The sequence below is a fragment of the Hyphomicrobium sp. LHD-15 genome, from assembly GCF_031157355.1.
In the GTDB taxonomy this organism is placed as follows: Bacteria; Pseudomonadota; Alphaproteobacteria; order Rhizobiales; family Hyphomicrobiaceae; genus Hyphomicrobium_C.
The window spans coordinates 635756-654889 of record NZ_JAVIFT010000001.1; the positions used below are offsets into that span (position 1 = coordinate 635756).

Below are 19134 nucleotides of genomic sequence, written 5' to 3' on the forward strand. Positions count from 1 at the left end.
CGGTATTTGATTTTTTCCCGACTTTATCGGGATTACTTCCCGAATATTTGCCCCTTTTCCCGCCTTCGCCGGGCTGTTCCCGGATTTTCTTCCATTCTTCTGTAGTTATACGGGAGCATTTCCACTCCGAAATGCCACCGCATGGAACCGCCCTCAGTTGCCCGTGCCGCTTCTTCCTCCGAACATGACGCAACTTTATAACAAGAACTATTCCAGTCGCGGCGGGATCGTTTGAAGTCGAGTTGCGGCTCAAAGGCGGCTCTTCCGGGTCTGGAAGTGGTGGGGACATACGGGGTTGTGCGGGCGCCTCGCCGCGCACGTGGGGAGGAAGCAGAATGACATTCAAGGCGTATTTGAAGCTCTCGGTCATGACCGGGGCCGTCGGCCTCATGGCCGCACCGGCGACCGCGCAACAGGCCGCACAGCCTGCCGGCGGGACGCTTCCCCAGGTCGAAGTGATCCAGAAAAAAGCCGCGCCGGCCGCCAAAAAGAAAGCAGCTCCGCAGCAAGCGGCCTCTCCGGCCCCGCAGCCGCCGCCGGTCCAGCCCGACTATGCGGACCAGGCGCCCCAGCTCGAGAACTCACCTTACGGCGCCGCAGCCAGCGGCGGAGCTGCCGCACGCGCCGCTGAAGGGCCGATCTCACCGATCAACGCGAAAAGCGTTCTGCCGGACAACCTGCAAGATTTCTCCGGCGCGGCCAGCCGCATCACATCGTCCGATCTCGATGAACAGCGCCCTGCCAACACCCACGAGGCACTGGCTCGCGTTCCCGGCGTCATCACCGTGACCGACGACGGCGCAGCGCGCCACAGCGGCATCGGCCTGCGCGGCTCGCCCTTCCGCCGTTCGCGCAAGGTGCTCGTCATGGAAGACGGCGTACCGATCAACTTCTCGACCTATCTCGACTCCTCGACCCACTACACGCCTCCGATCGAGCGGATCGAAAGCATCGAAGTGATGCGCGGGCCGATCGTCAACTACGGCCCCTTGAACAACCACGGCGTCATCAACTTCCGTAACCTCTCGCCGTTCGGCGCCAACGAGACGGTGATCAAGGCCGGGATCGGCCACACCGAAGGCAGCGACCGGGACATCAACAATTTCCGCCATATCCATACGCGCCAGAATCTTGGGAACGTCGGCGTAGTCGCCTCCTATTCGGGCGCCGATACGGGCGGTGCGTGGGATGTCGAGGATCTCGGCTACAACGACTTCTACGGCGCCATCGGCTTCAAGGGCACGAACCAGGATCTGACGATCTCGGGCGGCTTCTTCCGCCAGCGCGATACCTACGACGAGGACAACTTCGACGAGGACGAGCAGGCCGCGTTCTTCCGCTACGGCCGCAACAAGAAGAAGGGCAACGAGGACGGCTACTTCGCGGCCGCCTGCTGCTACGATCTCAGCTCCTATAACGCCGACTATTATCGCCTCCAGATTGCGCACAACTACTACGTCGACAAGGACACGACGATCTCGACGCGGCTGTTCGGCAATGATCATGAGCGCGCGCGCTTCTATCCCGCCGAAGCGGGTGACGGCGATGTGCCGGCGACCTACGATCGCGACGACATCTACATGGAAGGCCGTGACCGGCGCTATCGCAACTACGGCGCGGATTCGCGGGTCGAGTTGGCCAACCGCCCCTTCCTCGGAGGACTTCGGCAAGATTTCCAGGCTGGCGTCCGCTATGAGGAGCACTTCTTCAAGAACCAGAACCGCGTGAACTTCGATTCCACCGGCACCACGGGCGTCGTGCTCGATTTCGACAACAAGGGTGCTCCGGACGGCCTCGCCGACAAGCTCGAAGCCAAATCGTTCGCCGCATTTGCTCAGACAGCCATTCACATCACGCCGACATTTACGCTTACGCCGGGCGTGCGGCTCGAGAGCTACGAAATCGACTTCAAATCGGAGGATTACTCCGGAAGCGCCGACTACACGCACGTGCTTCCGATGCTCGCGTTCTCATGGAATGCAGCAAACCGGACGACGGTGTACGGTGGCTATCATCGTGGCCTCACGCCGCATATCATCCGCGACGTGCTCGACGATGCCGACGACTTTGTCGCTCCGGACGAAGAAATCGGCGACAACTTCGAGCTGGGCGTGCGCACCACAGCGGTTCGCGGCCTGACCCTCGACATGGCCTACTTCCACAACCGCATCGACAACTATCAGTTCGGCGAGTCCTTCCAATCTCAATCCGGAGACCGCGTGTTCTCCAGCCTCGACGAAGTTTCGATCAACGGTTTCGAGATCTACTCTCGCCTCGACAGCAAGCCGTTCACCGGGGGCCCGTGGAACTTCTTCGGCGAGGCCGTCTATACCTACGCCGATGCCGAAATCGAAAAAGGCATCAATGAGGATGGTGACAGCGTCGCCGGAAACCGGGTGCCGGAATCGGTCAGGCACTTCGCCAACCTGACGCTTGGCGTCGAGCACAAGATCGGCTGGGATGCCAGCGTGACCTGGACCCATCGCGGTGCCTATCACACCGACGCCGACAATACGCCTTACGCGGAGGGAGGACTGGTGCCGGACGTCTGGCTGCTCTCGGCGCGTTCGAACCTCAAGGTCACGGAACAGCTCTCGCTGTTCGTCGCCGGCCAGAACCTCACCGACGAGTTCTACATCTCGGATCGTAGCGACGGCATGAAGCCTGGCCAGGGCCGGACCGTGATGGGCGGCTTCACGCTCAAGTTCGACTGAAGTTATTTTTCACGACCCAAGCCCATCTGCACACGACGAGACCTCCGAGCCTACGGCCGGCCATCCCGACCCAGACTCGGAGGTTTCAGCTTTCTCTCGCGACACCATCCAAACCTCATCTCGCCACGCACCGGAGGCACCAGCACGACCACGGCCGCGATGTCTTCCTAATTTTCCCAGTTATGCAGGGATGTATTGGTATTTTGATTACCTAGTTATCACTTTCCATCGGGCATAATTCACTGATTTTGTTATATTTTCTGTATTTCTACTGGGGCATTCGCACCGAGCAATGCCACCGCATGGAACCATCCTGAATTGCTCCTGCCGTTCTCCGCCGAGAACATGCGGCAACTTTATAACAACACTAGTTCCAACCGTTTCTGGGATCGTTTGCAGCGGGGCAACCGCGCAGATGTGTCTTCGGCGATTGGAAACGGGGCGGACAATCGGGGTTGTGCCAGCAATGCGCGGGCGCACGTGGGGAGGAAGCAGAATGACTTTCAAGGCGTATTTGAAGCTCTCGGTCATGACAGGTGCCGTCGGCCTCATGGCCGCACCTGCGACCGCACAACAGGCCGCACAGCCCGCCGGCGGGACGCTTCCCCAGGTCGAAGTGATCCAGAAGAAAGCCGCGCCGGCCGCCAAGAAGAAAGCAGCCTCGCAGCAAGCGGCATCTCCGGCCCCGCAGCCGCCACCAGCCCAGCCCGATTATGCAGACCAAGCGCCCCAGCTCGAGAATTCACCTTATGGCGCCGCGGCCAGCGGCGGAGCTGCAGCGCGGGCAGCCAGCGGACCGCTTTCGCCGATCAACGCGCGTCAAGCGCTGCCGGATGACCTGCAGAACTATACGGGAGCCGGAACGCGCGTGGACGCGGCCGAACTCGCACAGCAGCGTCCGCTGACCAACCACGATGCTCTCGCGAGCGTGCCGGGCGTCGTGACCGTAACCGACGACGGCATGGCGCGGCACTCCGGCATCGGCTTGCGCGGCTCGCCTATGCGCCGCTCGCGCAAGGTCCTCGTCATGGAGGACGGCCTGCCGATCAACTTCTCGACCTACCTTGATCCCTCGACGCACTACACGCCGCCGACCGAGCGCGTCGAGAGCATCGAAGTGATGCGCGGACCGGTCGTCAACTATGGTCCGCTCACCAATCACGGTGTCGTCAATTTCCGTAACCTGTCGCCGTTCGGCGCCAACGAGACCGTCATCAAGGCCGGCATCGGGCACACCTGGGACGTCGACAAGGACGTCAACAACTTCCGTCACGTTCATACGCGCCAGAACATCGGTAACGCCGGTGTCGTCGTCTCGTATTCGGGCGCGGACGGAGCAGGATCCTGGGACAACGAGGAGCTGAGCTACAACGATTTCTACGCCGCGATCGGCCTCAAGGGTACCAAGCAGGACCTGACGATTTCGGGCGGCTACTTCCGGCAGCGCGATACCTACGACGAGATCAATTTCGTTCCGGGCGACCCAGACAACGGCTATCAGGAGTTCCGCGAGAACGGGCGCGACAAGCTCGGCACAGGCGCCGGCCTGTTTGGCGGCAGCCAGTTCCTCGCCGATCTCAGCTCCTACAATGCCGACTACTGGCGGGTTCAGGCGAACCACAATCTCTACATCGACGACACGACGACCCTTACGACACGCGCCTACTACAGCGACAACGAGCGCAACCGCTTCTATTTCGATGACGGCGATCCTAGCTCATTTTTCATGGAAGGACGCGAGCGCCACTACCGCTTCTACGGCGCAGAATCGCGCATCGAGTTCGCCCAGCGCCCGTTCCTGTTCGGGATGACCCAGGACATCCAGGCCGGCATCCGCTACGAGCGTCACGAGTTCACGAACTGCAGCACCGTCGGCCAGGAGAACGAGGTTCTCAAGGACGGACACAACGGAAACTGCTCGCAGTTCGACGACACCAATCCGCTCTATGACGGCACGTCGGAGCGGCAAGCATTCGATGCCAGCTCGTTCGCGGCGTTCATCCAGACGGCCGTCCACGTCACCAAATCTCTGACCGTCACCCCGGGCCTGCGCTTCGAAAACTATGATATCGACGGCTTCGGGCGCGGTTTCGAAGACGACGAAGAGGATCTGAACGGACCGCAGAAGTCCAAGCACGACAACGTGCTGCCGGCAGTCGGCTTCGCCTGGGAGGCGATGCCCCGCACGACGGTTTACGGCGGCTATCACCAGGGCATCACGCCACAGGTCACACGCGGACCGGCGTTCCCGTTACCTGACGAGAAAGGCGACAACTTCCAGGTCGGCGTCCGCTCGACCGCCATTCGCGGGTTCTCGTTCGATGTCGCGTACTTCCACAGCAACATCGAGAACTATCAGGTGAAGTCTCCCGAGGTTACCGAATCCGGCAACAATAAGTATGGCGCCATGGACGAGGTGGAGATCGACGGCGTCGAGATCGGTGCTCGCCTCGACACTCGACCGATCACGGGCAGCCCGTGGAACTTCTTTGCCGAAACGGTCTACACCTACGCCGACTCGCGTATCGCTCGCGGCGACGACGAAGGTACCGACGTTTCCGGAAACCGCGTTCCCGAGGTTCCGCAGCACTACGCCAACCTCACATTCGGCGTCGCCTACAAGAAATTCTGGGACGCGAGCCTGACGTGGACCTATCGCGGCGGTTTCTTCACCGACGTCGAGAACAGCCGCGAGATCGAGGTCGACGACGACGAAGTCGAGGCCGGTTTTGTGGACGACGTGTGGCTGCTTTCGGCACGCAGCAACCTGCACGTCACCGACAATCTGTCGCTGTTCGTGTCGGGCACGAACCTCACCAACAAGTTCTACCTGTCCGACATCGACGAAGGCATGAAGCCAGGCGCTGCTCGTACGATTATGGGTGGCTTCACATACAAATTCTAACTGCACTCCTTCTCCCGAACGATGCAGCAATCCCCGAGCCTGTCACCAGGCTCGGGGATTTTGCATTGCGGCTCTCCTTGTCTTCTCAGACGACGGCAGGGAGCACGAACGGAATGCCTTCGGCGGGAGGCCTGTCGACGGACAGCGCGCACCCGTAAGCCCGGCTCAGGATCTCGCTGGTCATGGCCCGGCGCGGGGTTCCGTCGGCAATGATGCGGCCGTGACTCATGATCGCGACGCGATCGGCAAAGGCTGCCGCGAGATTGAGGTCGTGCATGACCATCAGGATCGCGGTGCCGGCATTCGCTTCGCTGCGCAAGGCCTCGAGCACGATCCGCTGGTGGCCGATATCCAGACTCGATGTCGGCTCGTCGAGCAGCAGCACCTGACCGCCGCCGCCTATCGCGCGGGCGACGGTGAGCTGACAAAGAGCGCGGGCGATGTGGGCACGCTGACGCTCACCTCCGGACAGCTCGGTGAATAGGCGGCCCGAGAATGCCGACAACCCAACGCGGGCGATGGCGTCGCCGACCGCCCGCTCGACGCGTGCGCTCTCGCGCGTAAGACCAGGCACGGATACGCCGAGACGGACGACTTCGCGCACCGTAAAAGGAAAGGCGAGCGTGCTTGCCTGCGCGACCACAGCCCGCAGGCGGGCGAGGTCGGAAGCCTTGAGATGAGCGAGATCACGGCCGGCAATGACAATCCGGCCCGATGCGGGCGCTAGCTCTCCGGCCATCATTCGCAACAGGGTCGATTTTCCGGCGCCGTTCGGCCCGAGAACCGCGACGACCTCGCCGACGGACACGTCGAGGCTGGCGTTCTCCACCAACCGTGCGCTGCCAATGTGGAAGCTGGCCTCAGAGGCCGACAGAACGCGGTCCGGATCAGACATAAGCCCCTCGCCTCAAGACAAGGTGGAGAAAGACCGGTGCACCGATCAGCGCGACGACGATGCCGAGCGGGAGCTCTGCGGGCGCGACGATAATGCGCGCGATCACGTCGGCAGCCAACAGCAAGGCGGCGCCGAGCATCGCACTCGCCGGCAGCAAGGTGGCGTGATCCGGCCCCGCGACGAGGCGCACGACGTGCGGCACGATGATGCCGACGAAGCCGACGATGCCAGCCGCCGCAACGGCAGCGGCAACGGATGCAGCGGTCGCGACAATGATGAGACGTTTCATGCGCTCGACATCGATGCCGAGATGGAAGGCTTCCGCCTCGCCGAGCAGGAGTCCGTTCAAAGCGCGGACGAGGGCTGGCAGAAGCAGCAGATTGAGAAGAGCGAACGGTGCAACGCCCATAACCTTGGCCCAGCTCGATCCCGCGAGGCTTCCGAGCGTCCAGAGGGTGAGATCGCGCAGCTCCCGGTCGTCGCTGAGGTAAGCGATCAGCCCCATCAAGGCCTGGGCCAACGCGCCGATGACCAGCCCCGCCAGCAGGAGCGCTGCGATCGAGACCGCGCGGCGCCCACCCGCGAGCAAAACGAGCGTGCCCGTAACGGTAATACCGCCGATGAAAGCTGCGACAGGCAGGGCATGCGGCCCCATCCAGGCTACGACAGGCGCGGCGAAACTGTGCCCCATCACGATCACCGTTACCGCCGCAAGGGCCGCGCCGGACGAGACGCCGATCAAGGCCGGGTCGGCGAGCGGATTGCGAAACAGCCCCTGCATCATCGCGCCGGCCACCGCAAGACAGGCACCGACGAGCGCGGCCAGGATCGTGCGCGGCAGCCGGATGTCGATCAACACCAAGGCCGCGCGCCGGCTTGCATCATCCGCATCGCGAAACAGTGCCCCAAGAGCGGCTGGAAGCGCGTCGAGCGAAATGCCGGTCGCGCCGACCGACAGCGATATCAGGAGCATAAGCAGCAGCGCCGCGCCGGACACCAGCAACAGCACGAAACGCTGGCGCGCGCGATCCGGCTCCGCCACCCTCACATGTTCGGGAGACAGAACCGCACCTGCCGCAGGTTTGGCCGTCATTGGTTTTCAGCAGGAGGATTTGACGCGGGCGCCTTGCCGGCGAGCTCGGGATAGAAGCGGCCCATCAAATCCGCGGCGGCCGATGCGGCCCTCGGCCCGAACTGCAGGACATAGCTGCCGTCGACCTCGATGATGCGGCCCGCCTTTGCCGCCGGCGTGCTACCGAGACCTTTCATCTCGCCGATCTCTCTCACCAACTGACCGGCGTTCGCGCCATCGCTCCTGAGCATGACGACGATGACATCCGGCGCGGCGGTCACGGCCGACTCGTCGTTGAGCGGCTTGTATCCCTCGATGCCCTTTACGGCGTTCTCGGCGCCCGCCAACGCAAACATCGCCTCCGCGGCAGTTTTCTCGCCGGCCGCGATGATGCGGCCGCCCTGGTTTGCGAGCACGAACAGCGCCTTGATCGGTTTCGTTACCTTGGCGCGCTTGGCGGCGACGCCCTCAAACTCGCTTTTCACCTCCTGAGCAAGCTTGTCCCCGGCTGCCTTGACGCCCAGCGCCTCGGCGACGATCTCGACCTTGCGCGCCACGCCTTCCGGCGTTTCCGCAGTCTGGATTTCGATCATCGGTATCGACGACGCCTTGAGCGCAGCCACGACCTCGGGCGGACCGGCGTTTCCGGATGTGATGATCAGATCCGGATTGGTCGAGAGCACGCCTTCGGTCGAGAGGGCGCGCATATAGCCAACGCTCTTCTTGGTTGTGGCGGCTTCCGGCGGATAGTGGCTCGTGGTGTCGATGGCGACAATGCTGTCGCCTTTGCCGAGCGCGTAAATGATCTCCGTAACGTCTCCGCCGATGGAGACGATCCGCTTTGCTTCACCTGGCGCCTTTGCCGTGTCGGCGAGTGCGGCGGAGCTCCCGTGGCCGGTCGCGATCAAAAACGCACCGAAACCAGCCACCCACATCAAGCGACGAACACGTTTCAATAAAGCGAACATCCCGGCTCCTATTTCTTTCTCTTACTTGGTGAGGATGAGACGGCCATTGGCGGTTATGCGCAAATGGTACTCCGCGCCGCCGTGCTCAAGGACGGCTTCACGTCCTCCACGGAGAAGATCGGCGACAGCATAACGGATGACAGGCTCCGAGGATCCGCGTGCCGGCGTGTACTCTTTCGGAGGTTCGGATCCCTCTTCATGTCGATTGGGTGGCATCTCTACGTCCAGTTTAGAATTATTGAAATCGGCTACGCGAGCGCCGAACGCGCGCAGCCGGATTCGGATCGTCGTTTTGTTTCTTGACTATGTAATTCCACATTACTAATCTGCGCAAGTCCACTTGTTGAACGTGGACAACGGGAGCGGCGCTTTTTTCGACCGCGTCGGCAAGCCAGTGTCTCGGGAGGGGGTCCCGAACCAGCCAGCCAATTGCAAATCAGATTTGGGGGGCAGGGCTGTCATGGTACGCGTGTGGACTGGTGGACTTTTGGCGTCCGTATCGCTGATCGCGCTCACGCAAAGCGCTGGCGCGCAGGAAATTCTTCTCGACGGAATCGTGATCACTTCTTCGAAGACGGAAGAACGCGCGATCGATGCGCTCTCCGGATCATCGGCTGTAAGCCGGGAAGTGATCGACGAGCAATTCTCCGGTTCCGACGTTTCCAAGATTCTGAACACCATTCCGGGCGTCACAACCTCGCAGACCGGTAGCGATACGGCCGTTGCGGTCAACGTTCGCGGGCTTCAGGATTTCGGACGCGTGAACGTGCTCATCGAGGGCGCGCGCCAGAACTTCCAGCGCTCGGGCCACAATGCCAACGGCTCGTTCTATATCGAGCCGGAAATGATCGGCAGCGTTGACGTCACGCGCGGCCCGACGTCGATGATCTACGGCTCGGGCGCCATCGGCGGCGTCGTTGCGTTCAACCTGCTCAACGCCGACAACATTCTCAAGGAAGGCGAATACGCCGCCATCCGGACCAACACGAGCTACGGTACCAACGACGACGGCAAGCTCGGCAGCGGTACGGTTGCCATGAGATCCGGGAACTTCGACATTCTCGGACAGTCGAACTATCGCGACAGCGAGGATTACGAGGACGGCGGCGGGAACACGATCAAGGACACGGGCGATAAGACCAAGTCCAACATGATCAACGCGCGCTGGCGTCCTGCGCCTGGTCATCAGATCACGGGAACTCTGATCGACTTCACGTCCGAGTTCGTCGATAGCCAGAATGGCGTCGGAACGCGCCGTGACACCACTGTCGAGAACAATCAATACACGCTCGGCTATACGTTCGAGAGCCCGAGCAATCCCCTGATCGATTTCAGCGCCAAGATCTATCGCAATGACACCGGGCTGGATCAGTTCAGCGTCACGAATCCTTTGTCGAACCGCTATTTCGACATCAAGACTGAAGGCTTCGACATCAACAACACCTCGCGCTTCGGCAGCGGCAACTTCAAGTTTGCGCTAACCTACGGCGGCGATGGCGTTTACGACGAGGTCGAGACGTTCGATACGGCAGGTTACGGAAGCGCACTCACTCCGGGCGGCAAACGTTCTCTCGAAGGTGCGTTCATCCAGAACCAGCTCACAATGTTCAACTTCGTCGAGCTGATCACGGCCCTCCGCTACGACCGCTACGAACTCGACAGCGCAGCAAACAGCGCAGAAGGCGATCGCGTATCTCCCAAGGTGACGCTAGGCGTCACGCCCGTTACCGGCGTGACCGTGTTCGGTACGTACGCCGAGGGTTATCGCGCTCCGTCCACGACGGAAACACTCATCGATGGCGCGCACCCGTTCCCCGCGTTCAATCTGCTGCCTAACCCCAATCTGACGCCGGAAGTGGCGCACAACTGGGAAGGCGGCGTGAACTTCAAATTCGACGGCGTTCTAAAGCAGAACGACGCGTTCCGAGCAAAAGTCACCGGGTTCCGCAATCAGGTCGATGACTATATCGATGCGGTCTACATCGACAACTTGGGCAACAATCCCTGCGGCCCGCCCTTCTTCAGCTGCTTCCTTGACGACACCTTCCAGTACGTGAACATCGCGAGCGCACTTATCCAGGGCGTGGAACTCGAGGCCTCGTACGACGCCAGATCGTGGTTCGCGATCGTGACGGCCCAGCACATCACAGGCAAGAACGAGGATACCGGCGAAAAGCTCGTGACGGTTCTCCCCGACAGAGTCTCTGGAACCTTGGGCTTCCGCTTCCTTGATGAACGCCTTGTGGCCGGTACGCGCGTGACACTCGTCGACTCGCACGATGCGGGCTCTACGGAAGCGGGGTCTGTCTATCCGGCCTCCGACTCTTATGCCCTCGTCGATTTGTTCGCTCAGTATCAGTTCAACGAAAACGCAACTCTGAACCTCAATGTCGATAACCTCTTCGACAAGGAGTACCTGCAGTATCTCAATCAGCAGAACAGCCCGGGTCTCAATGCCCGCGTTGGACTGACCATGCGCTTCGGGGCCCAGTAACTCCTCCCGCACTGCCTGGGTCCCCAAGTTGGCGGCGGCGTGTCTTTCCGGTCGTTCTTCCGAGGCCGGATCGGACGCTGCCGCCGTTCTTTTTATTCGCTATACTCTCGTTTTCTTGGCTCACGGAAGAAAGGACCCCCGACGATGTTCATTGCCATGAACCGCTTCAAGGTGATCAAGGGCGCGGAAAGCGATTTCGAGCAGATCTGGCTTTCGCGTGAAACGCACCTCAACGAGCTCGCGGGCTTCGTCGAATTCCATCTGCTGAAGGGACCGGAGCGCGACGATCACGTGCTCTATTCCTCGCACACCGTCTGGCGGTCGAAGGCCGACTTCGAAGCCTGGACGAAATCGGAGCAGTTCCGCAAGGCTCATTCCGGCGCGGGATCGAGCAAGCCGCTCTACCTTGGCCATCCCGAATTCGAGGGATTCCAGGTTCTGCAAACCGTGACCAGCGACGGCACGCGCCTCGTCGCAGCCGAATAGCGAGCCGAGCGGAGGATATTCTCCCATGACCGCCGTAACCGAACAGCAGAACAACGATGTCTTCCAGCCGCTCGCGCAGCGGCTGGCCGCGAATGCCGACGGCATTCTCGAAGAGATCGCGCGCACGTATTCCGTCAGCACGCTCGAAGTTGTGCACGCACTGCCGGAACAGCACCGCACCATCGTCGATGGCGGGAAGCTCGAAGAGATCCTCCAAGCTGTGACAAGCTGGGGGTCAATCCTGTTCATCGTCCACACGCCGGATCTCGTGCTCGAATGCGAAGGTCCGCTGCCGCCGGGAACTTTCGGCCGCGGTTACTTCAACCTGCACGGAGACAGCCCGATCGGCGGGCACATTCGCGCCTCGCGCTGCAAGGAGATCGCGTTCGTGTCGCGGCCGTTCATGGGTCGGGACTCGCGATCGATCCAGTTCTTCAACGTCGACGGCGACGCGATGTTCAAGATTTTCGTGCGCCGCGACGAAAGCCGCAACCTGATTGCCGAGCAAGTTGCCCGGTTCGATGCGTTGAGCCAGGCCATGAGCGGCGATCTGGCTGCGTAGTCGAGATCCCTGGAGACCGTCATGTGCACCAACGAGCGTGACACCCTCACGGATATTCAAGCCACCGGCTTCAGCGAGATGGAGCGCGAATGGCTGCATCTCGTCCGCCTGCATTGCATGAGCTACGAGCACAACCACGCGGAAGGCTGGGACCGTGCCATCAGCCATGCCGAGATGCGGTACGGCGCCGACAACGGCCCCGGCATTGCGTCGCGGATCGCGGTTCTGATCCGGGCCATGCGCGAGGAGCGCCGTGGCGGCTTCGGTTATCTGTCGCCGTTCTGCCCCTCTTGCCGCCAGCGTGTCACCGATGACGAATGGCAGCTCGTCACCCTGATGCAAGCCGGATATCGCGGCGAGCGGAGCAACATCGCGGAGGCAGCCGCCGACTTCGCGCGGAGAACCGAAGCGCCTGTACTTGCCGCAGCGGCGGCTCGTTTCGGCCGAACGGTCGCGGCGGCAATCGATCCGCACAAGCCCGTCTCCCTCGCGGGAGCCAGGCTGCATTGAGATTTCTGCTCTGAGGTCACAATGGTTGCGGCCCCGCAGCTCGCCTTCGCTCTCGACGACGTGACGGCGCTGCCTGTTCCTGCGCATCCCGACGTCACCAACGGCTGGGCGTCTTCTCATCTCGGACCTTCGTCTCGCCGGGCGCTCGCGGCTTCGGGAGTGTTTTCGCTGACGCTGCACGCAATGGCCGCCGCGCTCGTGCTCACGACCTGGCAAAAGAGCGATCTTGGCGTTCTGCAAGAACCTACGCCGGCGATCAGCATGGAGTTGGTCGCCAGTCCAGTGTTCGAGAACGCGCCGGTCGACGTGCGGGAAGTTCAGATCGGCTCTGCGTCTTCGGTCGCGCAAGAGGTTGGAAACGAGGCCGATAGCGAAGCGAAAGCCGTCTCCGACGTGAAGCCGGACGAGAGCGTCGCACCCGATCCCCCTGCAGAGACTTTGCCGACGCCTCAGCCGTCCGCCGTCGCAACGGTGACCGAGCCGATCGACACCGTCATCGCGGGTCCGGCCGACGCCGAGGACGCGCTTCCACCTCCTGCGGCGTCAGAAAAGAAAAGCGAGCCAGTTCCACGAAAGGACGAAGCGCCCGCCGAGAAGCCGAAGAAGAAGAGCGAGAAGAAACCTGCCGAAACGAAAACGGCTAAAAAGACCGATGAGACCGACGCACAGACCAAGAAGAAGGGCGGAGCGGCGGCGCGTTCCAATGCCTCATCCGCCGGTGCTAGCCGAGCGTCCGCGAGCAAAGGCGACGCGGCAGGATATTCCGCACGCGTGCGTGCGCGCGTCGCCGCAAGCAAACCACCCGGACGCGGCCTCAAAGGAACGGCGACTGTTCTGTTCAGAGTTTCGCCTTCGGGCGGGCTCTCCGGCGTCCAGCTGACCCGCTCATCCGGAGTTGCCGCATTGGATCAAGCCGCCCTGGCGACCGTGCGTCGAGCAGCACCTTTTCCGGCGCCGCCGCCGGGAGTTTGGACACCCACACTTTCGTTCCGGATGCCGCTTTCCTTTCAGTGATGGCCGATGCTGCGGCCGCGGTCCATCACATCTCGATCTTAGGAACGTTCTCGGGCAGCACGCCAGAGGGCAGACAGGGACGGCCGGCCGCCTTGCAATAATAGGTTCCGTCACCGCCTTGCGTGCATTCGAGCGCCCGGTCGTCGGCATTGTCCCAGCTCTCGTAGCCGCGTCCCAGCGCACCGGCGCGTGACGACCACCACTTCTGCGCCGCTTGGAGCGCTTCCTCCTGCGTAGCGCCCGACGACTTGCCGCCCTCGACGGGATCGCCGCAGAACTTTCCGGCCATCGCACTCGTCGGCAGCAACACCATCGCAACGGCCGCGCCCAGCGCAGCCTGCCTCAAGCCTAGTCCAACTCGCATACGATGGTCTCTCCCCTCGACTGTCTTAAGGGCGTTTTGCGTTCTCACGTCAAGGCTTGCGATGCGAAATGACGACGGATCGCGGACCGCCGGGGCATTTGATCCGGCGGATTTCCTTGAGACTGTCCAGGTCCAGCACGGACACGTCGTCGGAGAACCAGTTGGCGACGTAAGCGCGGCGACCATCCGCCCGGATGGCGATGCCTTCCGGATAGCCGCCCACGCGGATCGAACTCGGCGTGCCGTTTTCTCCCGCCAGAACCGCGACGCTTCCGCTCTGCTGATTGGTGATGAGAACGCGGGCACCGTCCGGCGTCACTGCTGCGCCATACGGCATCGCGCCGCTCTTTCGCGTCTCGATCACCGCCAGTTGTTCGACGTCGATCACGGACACGTTGCCGCTTTGAACATTACCGACGTAGAGGCGCTTGGCGTCCGGCGAAAGCGCTATCGCGAACGGCGCGTGACCGACGGGGATGGTCGCGGCGATCGTGAGATCCTCAGTTCGGATGGCGCTGACGCTGTTGCTTTCGCGATTGGCGACGAACAGCAGTTTCTCATTTGGCGTGAGCAGCAGATGGGCCGGCGCACGCCCCGCCTTGACCGTTCTCGCAGGCTTCTCGCCCGCCGTCTCGATGACCGAGATCTCGTCGCCATTCCAATCCGCGACGTAGAGGCGTCCGCCAGACGCAACCGCGACGCCAAAAGGCGAGCCCGGCATTTTTATTGTGCGCAGGACACGCTGCTCGGCCAGGTCCACGACGGAAACCGAGCCGAGATCCGGGTGGGTGACGTAAGCGAGCGGCGCATCCGGGGCGAGCGCGAGCGTGGCCGGCGCCTTGTCGAGCGCGATGGAGGACAGGGCGTCTCCCGCCTCGTCCCCGATCTCGGTCAATTTGGCCCCGGTCTGGCTCAATACGTAGATGCGCTCCGCCGCCCCGGCGACGTCCGCGTACACAAGGCAAGCCGACAAAAGGGCCGCAGCTCGCATCCAGGACAGGTTGCGCCGCATCGCCGTTTCCTCAGCTCTTGCCTTCAACCTTGGCCTTGAGCCCGGTGAGCCCTTCCTGCAGGAACTCCGTCATCGCCTTGACGGCGGCTTCGTCGTTGAGATTTTCCGGCGGGAAGTTGCTGGTGTCGCCGCGATAGAAGCGACCGATCCAGGTCACCTCGCTGCCCTCTCCTGCCGGCGTGACCGCGATGGTCGCCGAATAGAAGCTCACTGGCAGGGCTTCGAGGTTTTCGGTCGAGAGGCGGTAGCCGTAGGACATGCTCTCTGCGGTGTACTCGTCGAGACCTTCGACCAGCACCTTGCCGTTCTTGAGCGTGATCGTGCGGGTGGCACCTGCCGCGTTGCCGCCGGTCGCCTCGGTCTTGGTGATGCCGGGGTTCCAGCTGAAATCGGCGAACTCCTTGAGCGCTGCCCAGACCTTCGCGGGCGGGGCAGCGATCGTGATCTTCTCTTCCGCCTTTTGCGGCGTGGGTCCGTGAGCCAGACCCGGGGCAGTGGCGCCAATCCAAAGAGCGAGCGCGCCCATCATACGTGCGAACAATGTCATTTTCATCCTCGTACCGTTTCAAATGCTGAGTTGAACCGCTCCCACGCGCGGGCTCTTCGAGCCGCGCCCGGTGGCGGAATGGCGATGGAACCGCGATCTGAGACTGGCCAGAAGCGGCAGGGCATAGAGCGCGACCAGCAGCGCGAGTGCCAAACTCGCGGGAACGGGCCGGATGTCGACGGCAACTTCGACGGGGCGCGTGTGAGCATGGGTCGATATCGCGCCCAGGAGGTCGTTCGTATCGATCAGATCGGCATGCGCGAGCCCGGTCTTGGCGGCCATGGCGGCGAGATGCTCGCTGTGCACGGACGACAGATGTTCCTCGCCCTTCGCGACGTCGGTTCCGAAGGGCGCCCACTTCGGGTGATAACCGGGACGCAGATGCGCGTCCGGCGGGGGCGCACCCGAATGGTTCTCCTGCGGCACGTCCATCGGGCCGTAGACGCCGATCTCGTTACCGTCGTCATCGAACTTCGGCATCGGAACCTTGTCCTTGCCGCCGATGCCGAGCACGAGGCCCATGACCTTGCCCAGCGTGCCCTCGAACTCAGGCAGGCCTGCGCCCGGCGGCAAGGGCGGCGCCTCGTGGCCATCGGTCACGAACACGAGGTCGGCCTTCAGATCCTCGGCGATCGAGATGGCATGATAGAAGCCCTTGGCGACCATGCTGTCGCCTTCCCAGGCCATGCGCCAATCGAGGTTCTGGATCGCGGTTTCGAGCGGGGCAAAGTTCTCGCAAACCTCGACCGGATTGAAGAGCAGGAACGAACGGCGCTCGGTGAAAACGCCAAGGCCCAGACGCGACTGGCACGGCAGCGTGGCAAGCAAACGCTCGAGCGCGGCTTTCGCGGCGTCGAGCCGGCTGACGGGCTTGCCCGAGACGGTCATGTCGCGCGTATTCATGCTGCCGGTGATGTCGACGACGGCAACGAGATCGTAGACGTCACGCGTAAGCTTCACGCGCGGAAGCACCGTCGCCAGAATGGTCAGCACCAACGCGGCGAGCAGCATCCAAAAGCGGACATCCCTCATACTCCCTTCCAACGGGCGCTCGCGCATCAGGGAAGCCCTTTCGGAACGCCCGGAAGGTCTGTCCAGAGGCGCTTCGGCGCGTCGGGTGGGACGTCATCGATTTCCTGCTCGTAGCCCGGAAAATCCCGGACGATGCGCATGGCGACATCATAGTTGTATTTGATATCCCAGGCGGTGGGATCGAGGCGCAGGGCCAGACGGTATTCGTCCTTTGCGAGGCGCGTGAGCGGAATGGCCTTGTCCAGGTTGCTGCGCGCGACCGCCGCGATCGCCTCCTGAACGCGCGCATTGGCGTGATTGTAGAGTAGACGTGCCCGCAGCTTCGGGTCGGAAATCACCGCGGATGAATCGAGCAGGCTTTGAGCTTCTTCCCAGCGGTCACGTTTCAGCAGAAAATGAGAACGCGCGACCAGCACCTCGCCGGACGCCTTTCTGACATCGACCGGCACATCTTCGCCTGCTGCCAGCGCGGCGATGGTGGCGTTGTCGCGGCGGACCTCGTAGATCCGCCAGGTCAGCATCGCGAGGCCGGCGACCGAGGCGACCAGTGCCGCCCCCAATGCGATCGTGCGAACTTTCTTGATGGCGGCGAAGACGGGAGCCAACAGGCGCGACGTAAGCGATGGACGCGGCGGCATGCTCAAGCCTCCTCTCTTGTAGAGACGAGACGCACTTCCGACAGCTTTGCCGCCAGAAGCACGAGCAGCGCGGCTGCCGCGACGGCGAATACGCGCGCACTCAGATCCTCGTGCGGGATGCGCTCCAGATAGGTGATCGGGCTTCGCTCGAGCTTGCCGATCTCGGAGATGGCGAGCGCGATCGCCTCTGGATTCTCGGCCTCGAAGGCACGATAGGAAATGCCGAGCGACTTGAAGAACTTGTCGAGATGGCGTTCGGGCATGGCCTGCGGGGTGTCTTCCTCACCGGGCGCGGGCACGGTGGAAATTCCCGGCGTTCCGGCTGTGCGCAGGAAGAGCCAGTAAAGATTGATCGGGCGGCGCGCGAAGGCGGCCCGCAGCTTGTCCTGCACCTTGCGGTCGATCACGGCGGCGCCGTCCGAGACCAGCACGATCACGCGTGCGGCCGGCGAGGTATCGGCTTCCTGCATATCGAGGGAGAGCGCGAGACCGCGTCCGACGTTGGTCATCGCGAGGCCTTCGCGATCCATGGCGTCGACGGCCGCCATCACGGCGTCCTTGTGCTCGGTCATCGGCAGGATATGCATCGGCGAGGTCGAGAACGCCGCGACGCCGACCAGGTCGTGATCGCGATGGACGATGAAATCCTTGAGCAGGCGGCGGGCGGCAGCGGACTTGCTTTCTTCGCCCCCTTCCGGCGCGCGGCCCGCAAACGTGTTGTCCATGCTCGACGAACGATCGATGAGCAGCACGATGTGAGCGCCCTCACCGCTTTTCTCGATCGTCCGGCCGAGGCGATGGAGCCCGCCGAGGCCGAGGATCAACGCGACAATGGCGATGGTCCCGGCAATCCGTAGCGTCCAGTCGATGGCGAGCGACAGGGGATCCGCCTCGATGCCGCCAATCGACGGATAGCTTTGCTCTCGTTGAGATGAAAACAGCAGCGGGAGCAGAGCCAGCGGCAACAAGAGAAGCACCCACGGCGTGGACAGCGCGAGGTTCATCGGGCGGCCCTCTCCTGACGCGCGAGGGTCGCGGCAAGCCCCTTCAAATCTGCCGGCGGGAACTCGATCTCGCCTTCGCGCTGCGCTTCTCCGAAGAAAACGGCTCGCGATGCCGCAAAGAAGCGCGCCACCTCGGCGTGGTTGCGATTGTGCTCCGGATGGGCTGCGAGGAACGTCTCGACGTCGGAGGCGAGCAAGCGCTGGCCGGCGGTGCTGTCGAATGCACGGTGAAGCGCGAGCAAGGCGCTTTTATACGCGGCACCGTTCGATTCCTTCGCGAACGCATGTCCGATCTCGCGCGCTGCGCGCGAGAATGGGCGCGCCGGTCTGCGAGAAAACGGCCACCAAGCCATGTCGCGTGCCAGCAGCAAGAGCAGGGCGCCCGAGAGCGCTGCGAGAGCCAGCGCGGCGGAGCGCAGATTTCCGGATCTCCTGAGGCCCGGGGTTGCATCTGGACGCAGAAAGGTCTCCGCCGTCTCTCCGCTTTTTTCCGGAAAGATCTCCCGGATCGGCGAGGTCAGGAGCGTAAAAGGCGGAAGGGTTGCGGTTTCGCTTCCGGCCGGGCCGCGGATCGTGATCTCGGACGCCGGGATGGTAACCTTCTTCGGATCGATCGGAGCGTAGAAGGTTTGATACGTGAGCCGCAGGCGGTGGATGCGCGCGTCGCCTTCGCGCGTGGACGAGAGGTCGAGCGATCTCAACTCCAACCAATAGTTCGAGGCACCGGTGCGGGGGAGAGAGGCGGCGACGATCTCGTCCTCGGCACCGGTCTCGATCTCGATCGTACGCTCCAGCGTGTCGCCGAGAAAATAGCCGAACGCGCGCGGCTCCACGGTGTGCACGGCGCGCACCTCGGCCTTGGCCGCCTGCGTGGCCGCGACAAGAAACGACACAGCTGCGACGGCTGCCCGCAGCAT

At 62.7% G+C, this 19134-nt stretch carries 18 protein-coding genes; 7 read left to right on the forward strand and 11 right to left on the reverse strand.

Features of this window, described 5'->3' with window-relative positions:
* The first annotated feature begins 335 nt into the window (after positions 1-335).
* Positions 336-2714, forward strand: a complete 2379-nt coding sequence (locus RCO24_RS02935; RefSeq protein WP_308959904.1) for a TonB-dependent receptor — start codon at positions 336-338, stop codon at positions 2712-2714.
* 496 nt (positions 2715-3210) lie between these two features.
* Positions 3211-5619: a TonB-dependent receptor domain-containing protein gene (locus tag RCO24_RS02940; protein ID WP_308959905.1), complete on the forward strand. Its 2409-nt coding sequence runs from the start codon at positions 3211-3213 to the stop codon at positions 5617-5619.
* Positions 5620-5704: 85 nt separating this feature from the next.
* Here RCO24_RS02940 and RCO24_RS02945 read toward each other — a convergent pair whose 3' ends face one another.
* From RCO24_RS02945 to hemP, 4 genes are read right to left on the reverse strand one after another with little or no spacing between them, the layout of a single operon-like run.
* Positions 5705-6514 carry a heme ABC transporter ATP-binding protein gene (locus RCO24_RS02945; protein WP_308959906.1) on the reverse strand — a complete coding sequence of 270 codons (810 nt, stop codon included), beginning with the start codon at positions 6512-6514 and terminating at the stop codon, positions 5705-5707.
* Positions 6507-7607 (reverse strand): iron ABC transporter permease, encoded by a 1101-nt coding sequence (locus RCO24_RS02950; protein ID WP_308959907.1) that lies wholly within the window; start codon positions 7605-7607, stop codon positions 6507-6509. The genes RCO24_RS02945 and RCO24_RS02950 overlap by 8 nt, the downstream gene beginning before the upstream one ends.
* Complete coding sequence (locus RCO24_RS02955) at positions 7604-8554, reverse strand: ABC transporter substrate-binding protein (protein WP_308959908.1); 951 nt, start codon at positions 8552-8554, stop codon at positions 7604-7606. The genes RCO24_RS02950 and RCO24_RS02955 overlap by 4 nt, the downstream gene beginning before the upstream one ends.
* 21 nt (positions 8555-8575) lie before the next feature.
* Positions 8576-8770 carry a hemin uptake protein HemP gene (gene hemP, locus RCO24_RS02960; RefSeq protein WP_308959909.1) on the reverse strand — a complete coding sequence of 65 codons (195 nt, stop codon included), beginning with the start codon at positions 8768-8770 and terminating at the stop codon, positions 8576-8578.
* Between the two features lie 244 nt (positions 8771-9014).
* Here hemP and RCO24_RS02965 point away from each other — a divergent pair, with 244 nt between their 5' ends.
* The 5 genes from RCO24_RS02965 (at position 9015) to RCO24_RS02985 (ending at position 13620) form a co-directional block, all read left to right on the forward strand.
* Positions 9015-11048 (forward strand): TonB-dependent hemoglobin/transferrin/lactoferrin family receptor, encoded by a 2034-nt coding sequence (locus tag RCO24_RS02965; RefSeq protein ID WP_308959910.1) that lies wholly within the window; start codon positions 9015-9017, stop codon positions 11046-11048.
* A gap of 144 nt (positions 11049-11192) precedes the next feature.
* The gene (locus RCO24_RS02970; protein WP_308959911.1) at positions 11193-11534 is read left to right on the forward strand and encodes an antibiotic biosynthesis monooxygenase; all 342 of its coding nucleotides are present in this window, start codon (positions 11193-11195) and stop codon (positions 11532-11534) included.
* A 25-nt stretch (positions 11535-11559) separates the two neighbouring features.
* Positions 11560-12096: a heme utilization cystosolic carrier protein HutX gene (gene hutX / locus RCO24_RS02975; protein WP_308959912.1), complete on the forward strand. Its 537-nt coding sequence runs from the start codon at positions 11560-11562 to the stop codon at positions 12094-12096.
* A 21-nt stretch (positions 12097-12117) separates the two neighbouring features.
* Positions 12118-12606 (forward strand): hypothetical protein, encoded by a 489-nt coding sequence (locus RCO24_RS02980; protein ID WP_308959913.1) that lies wholly within the window; start codon positions 12118-12120, stop codon positions 12604-12606.
* A 21-nt stretch (positions 12607-12627) separates the two neighbouring features.
* Positions 12628-13620: a TonB family protein gene (locus tag RCO24_RS02985; RefSeq protein ID WP_308959914.1), complete on the forward strand. Its 993-nt coding sequence runs from the start codon at positions 12628-12630 to the stop codon at positions 13618-13620.
* 25 nt (positions 13621-13645) lie between these two features.
* Here RCO24_RS02985 and RCO24_RS02990 read toward each other — a convergent pair whose 3' ends face one another.
* Genes RCO24_RS02990 through RCO24_RS03020 form a run of 7 tightly spaced genes read right to left on the reverse strand, consistent with a single transcriptional unit; the run spans position 13646 to position 19134 of the window.
* Positions 13646-13984: a hypothetical protein gene (locus tag RCO24_RS02990; protein ID WP_308959915.1), complete on the reverse strand. Its 339-nt coding sequence runs from the start codon at positions 13982-13984 to the stop codon at positions 13646-13648.
* A gap of 49 nt (positions 13985-14033) precedes the next feature.
* The gene (locus RCO24_RS02995) at positions 14034-14996 is read right to left on the reverse strand and encodes a YncE family protein (protein ID WP_308959916.1); all 963 of its coding nucleotides are present in this window, start codon (positions 14994-14996) and stop codon (positions 14034-14036) included.
* Positions 14997-15006: 10 nt separating this feature from the next.
* Positions 15007-15543, reverse strand: a complete 537-nt coding sequence (locus RCO24_RS03000; protein ID WP_308959917.1) for an SRPBCC family protein — start codon at positions 15541-15543, stop codon at positions 15007-15009.
* An 18-nt stretch (positions 15544-15561) separates the two neighbouring features.
* The gene (locus tag RCO24_RS03005; RefSeq protein ID WP_308959918.1) at positions 15562-16575 is read right to left on the reverse strand and encodes a VWA domain-containing protein; all 1014 of its coding nucleotides are present in this window, start codon (positions 16573-16575) and stop codon (positions 15562-15564) included.
* 26 nt (positions 16576-16601) lie between these two features.
* A complete protein-coding gene (locus RCO24_RS03010) occupies positions 16602-17213 on the reverse strand; it encodes a hypothetical protein (protein WP_308959919.1) in 612 nt (203 codons plus the stop codon).
* A 2-nt stretch (positions 17214-17215) separates the two neighbouring features.
* Entirely contained in the window at positions 17216-18217 is a 1002-nt protein-coding gene (locus tag RCO24_RS03015) for a vWA domain-containing protein (RefSeq protein ID WP_308959920.1), read from the reverse strand.
* Positions 18214-19134: a nonribosomal peptide synthetase MxaA gene (locus RCO24_RS03020; protein WP_308959921.1), complete on the reverse strand. Its 921-nt coding sequence runs from the start codon at positions 19132-19134 to the stop codon at positions 18214-18216. Before RCO24_RS03020 ends, RCO24_RS03015 begins: the two co-directional genes overlap by 4 nt.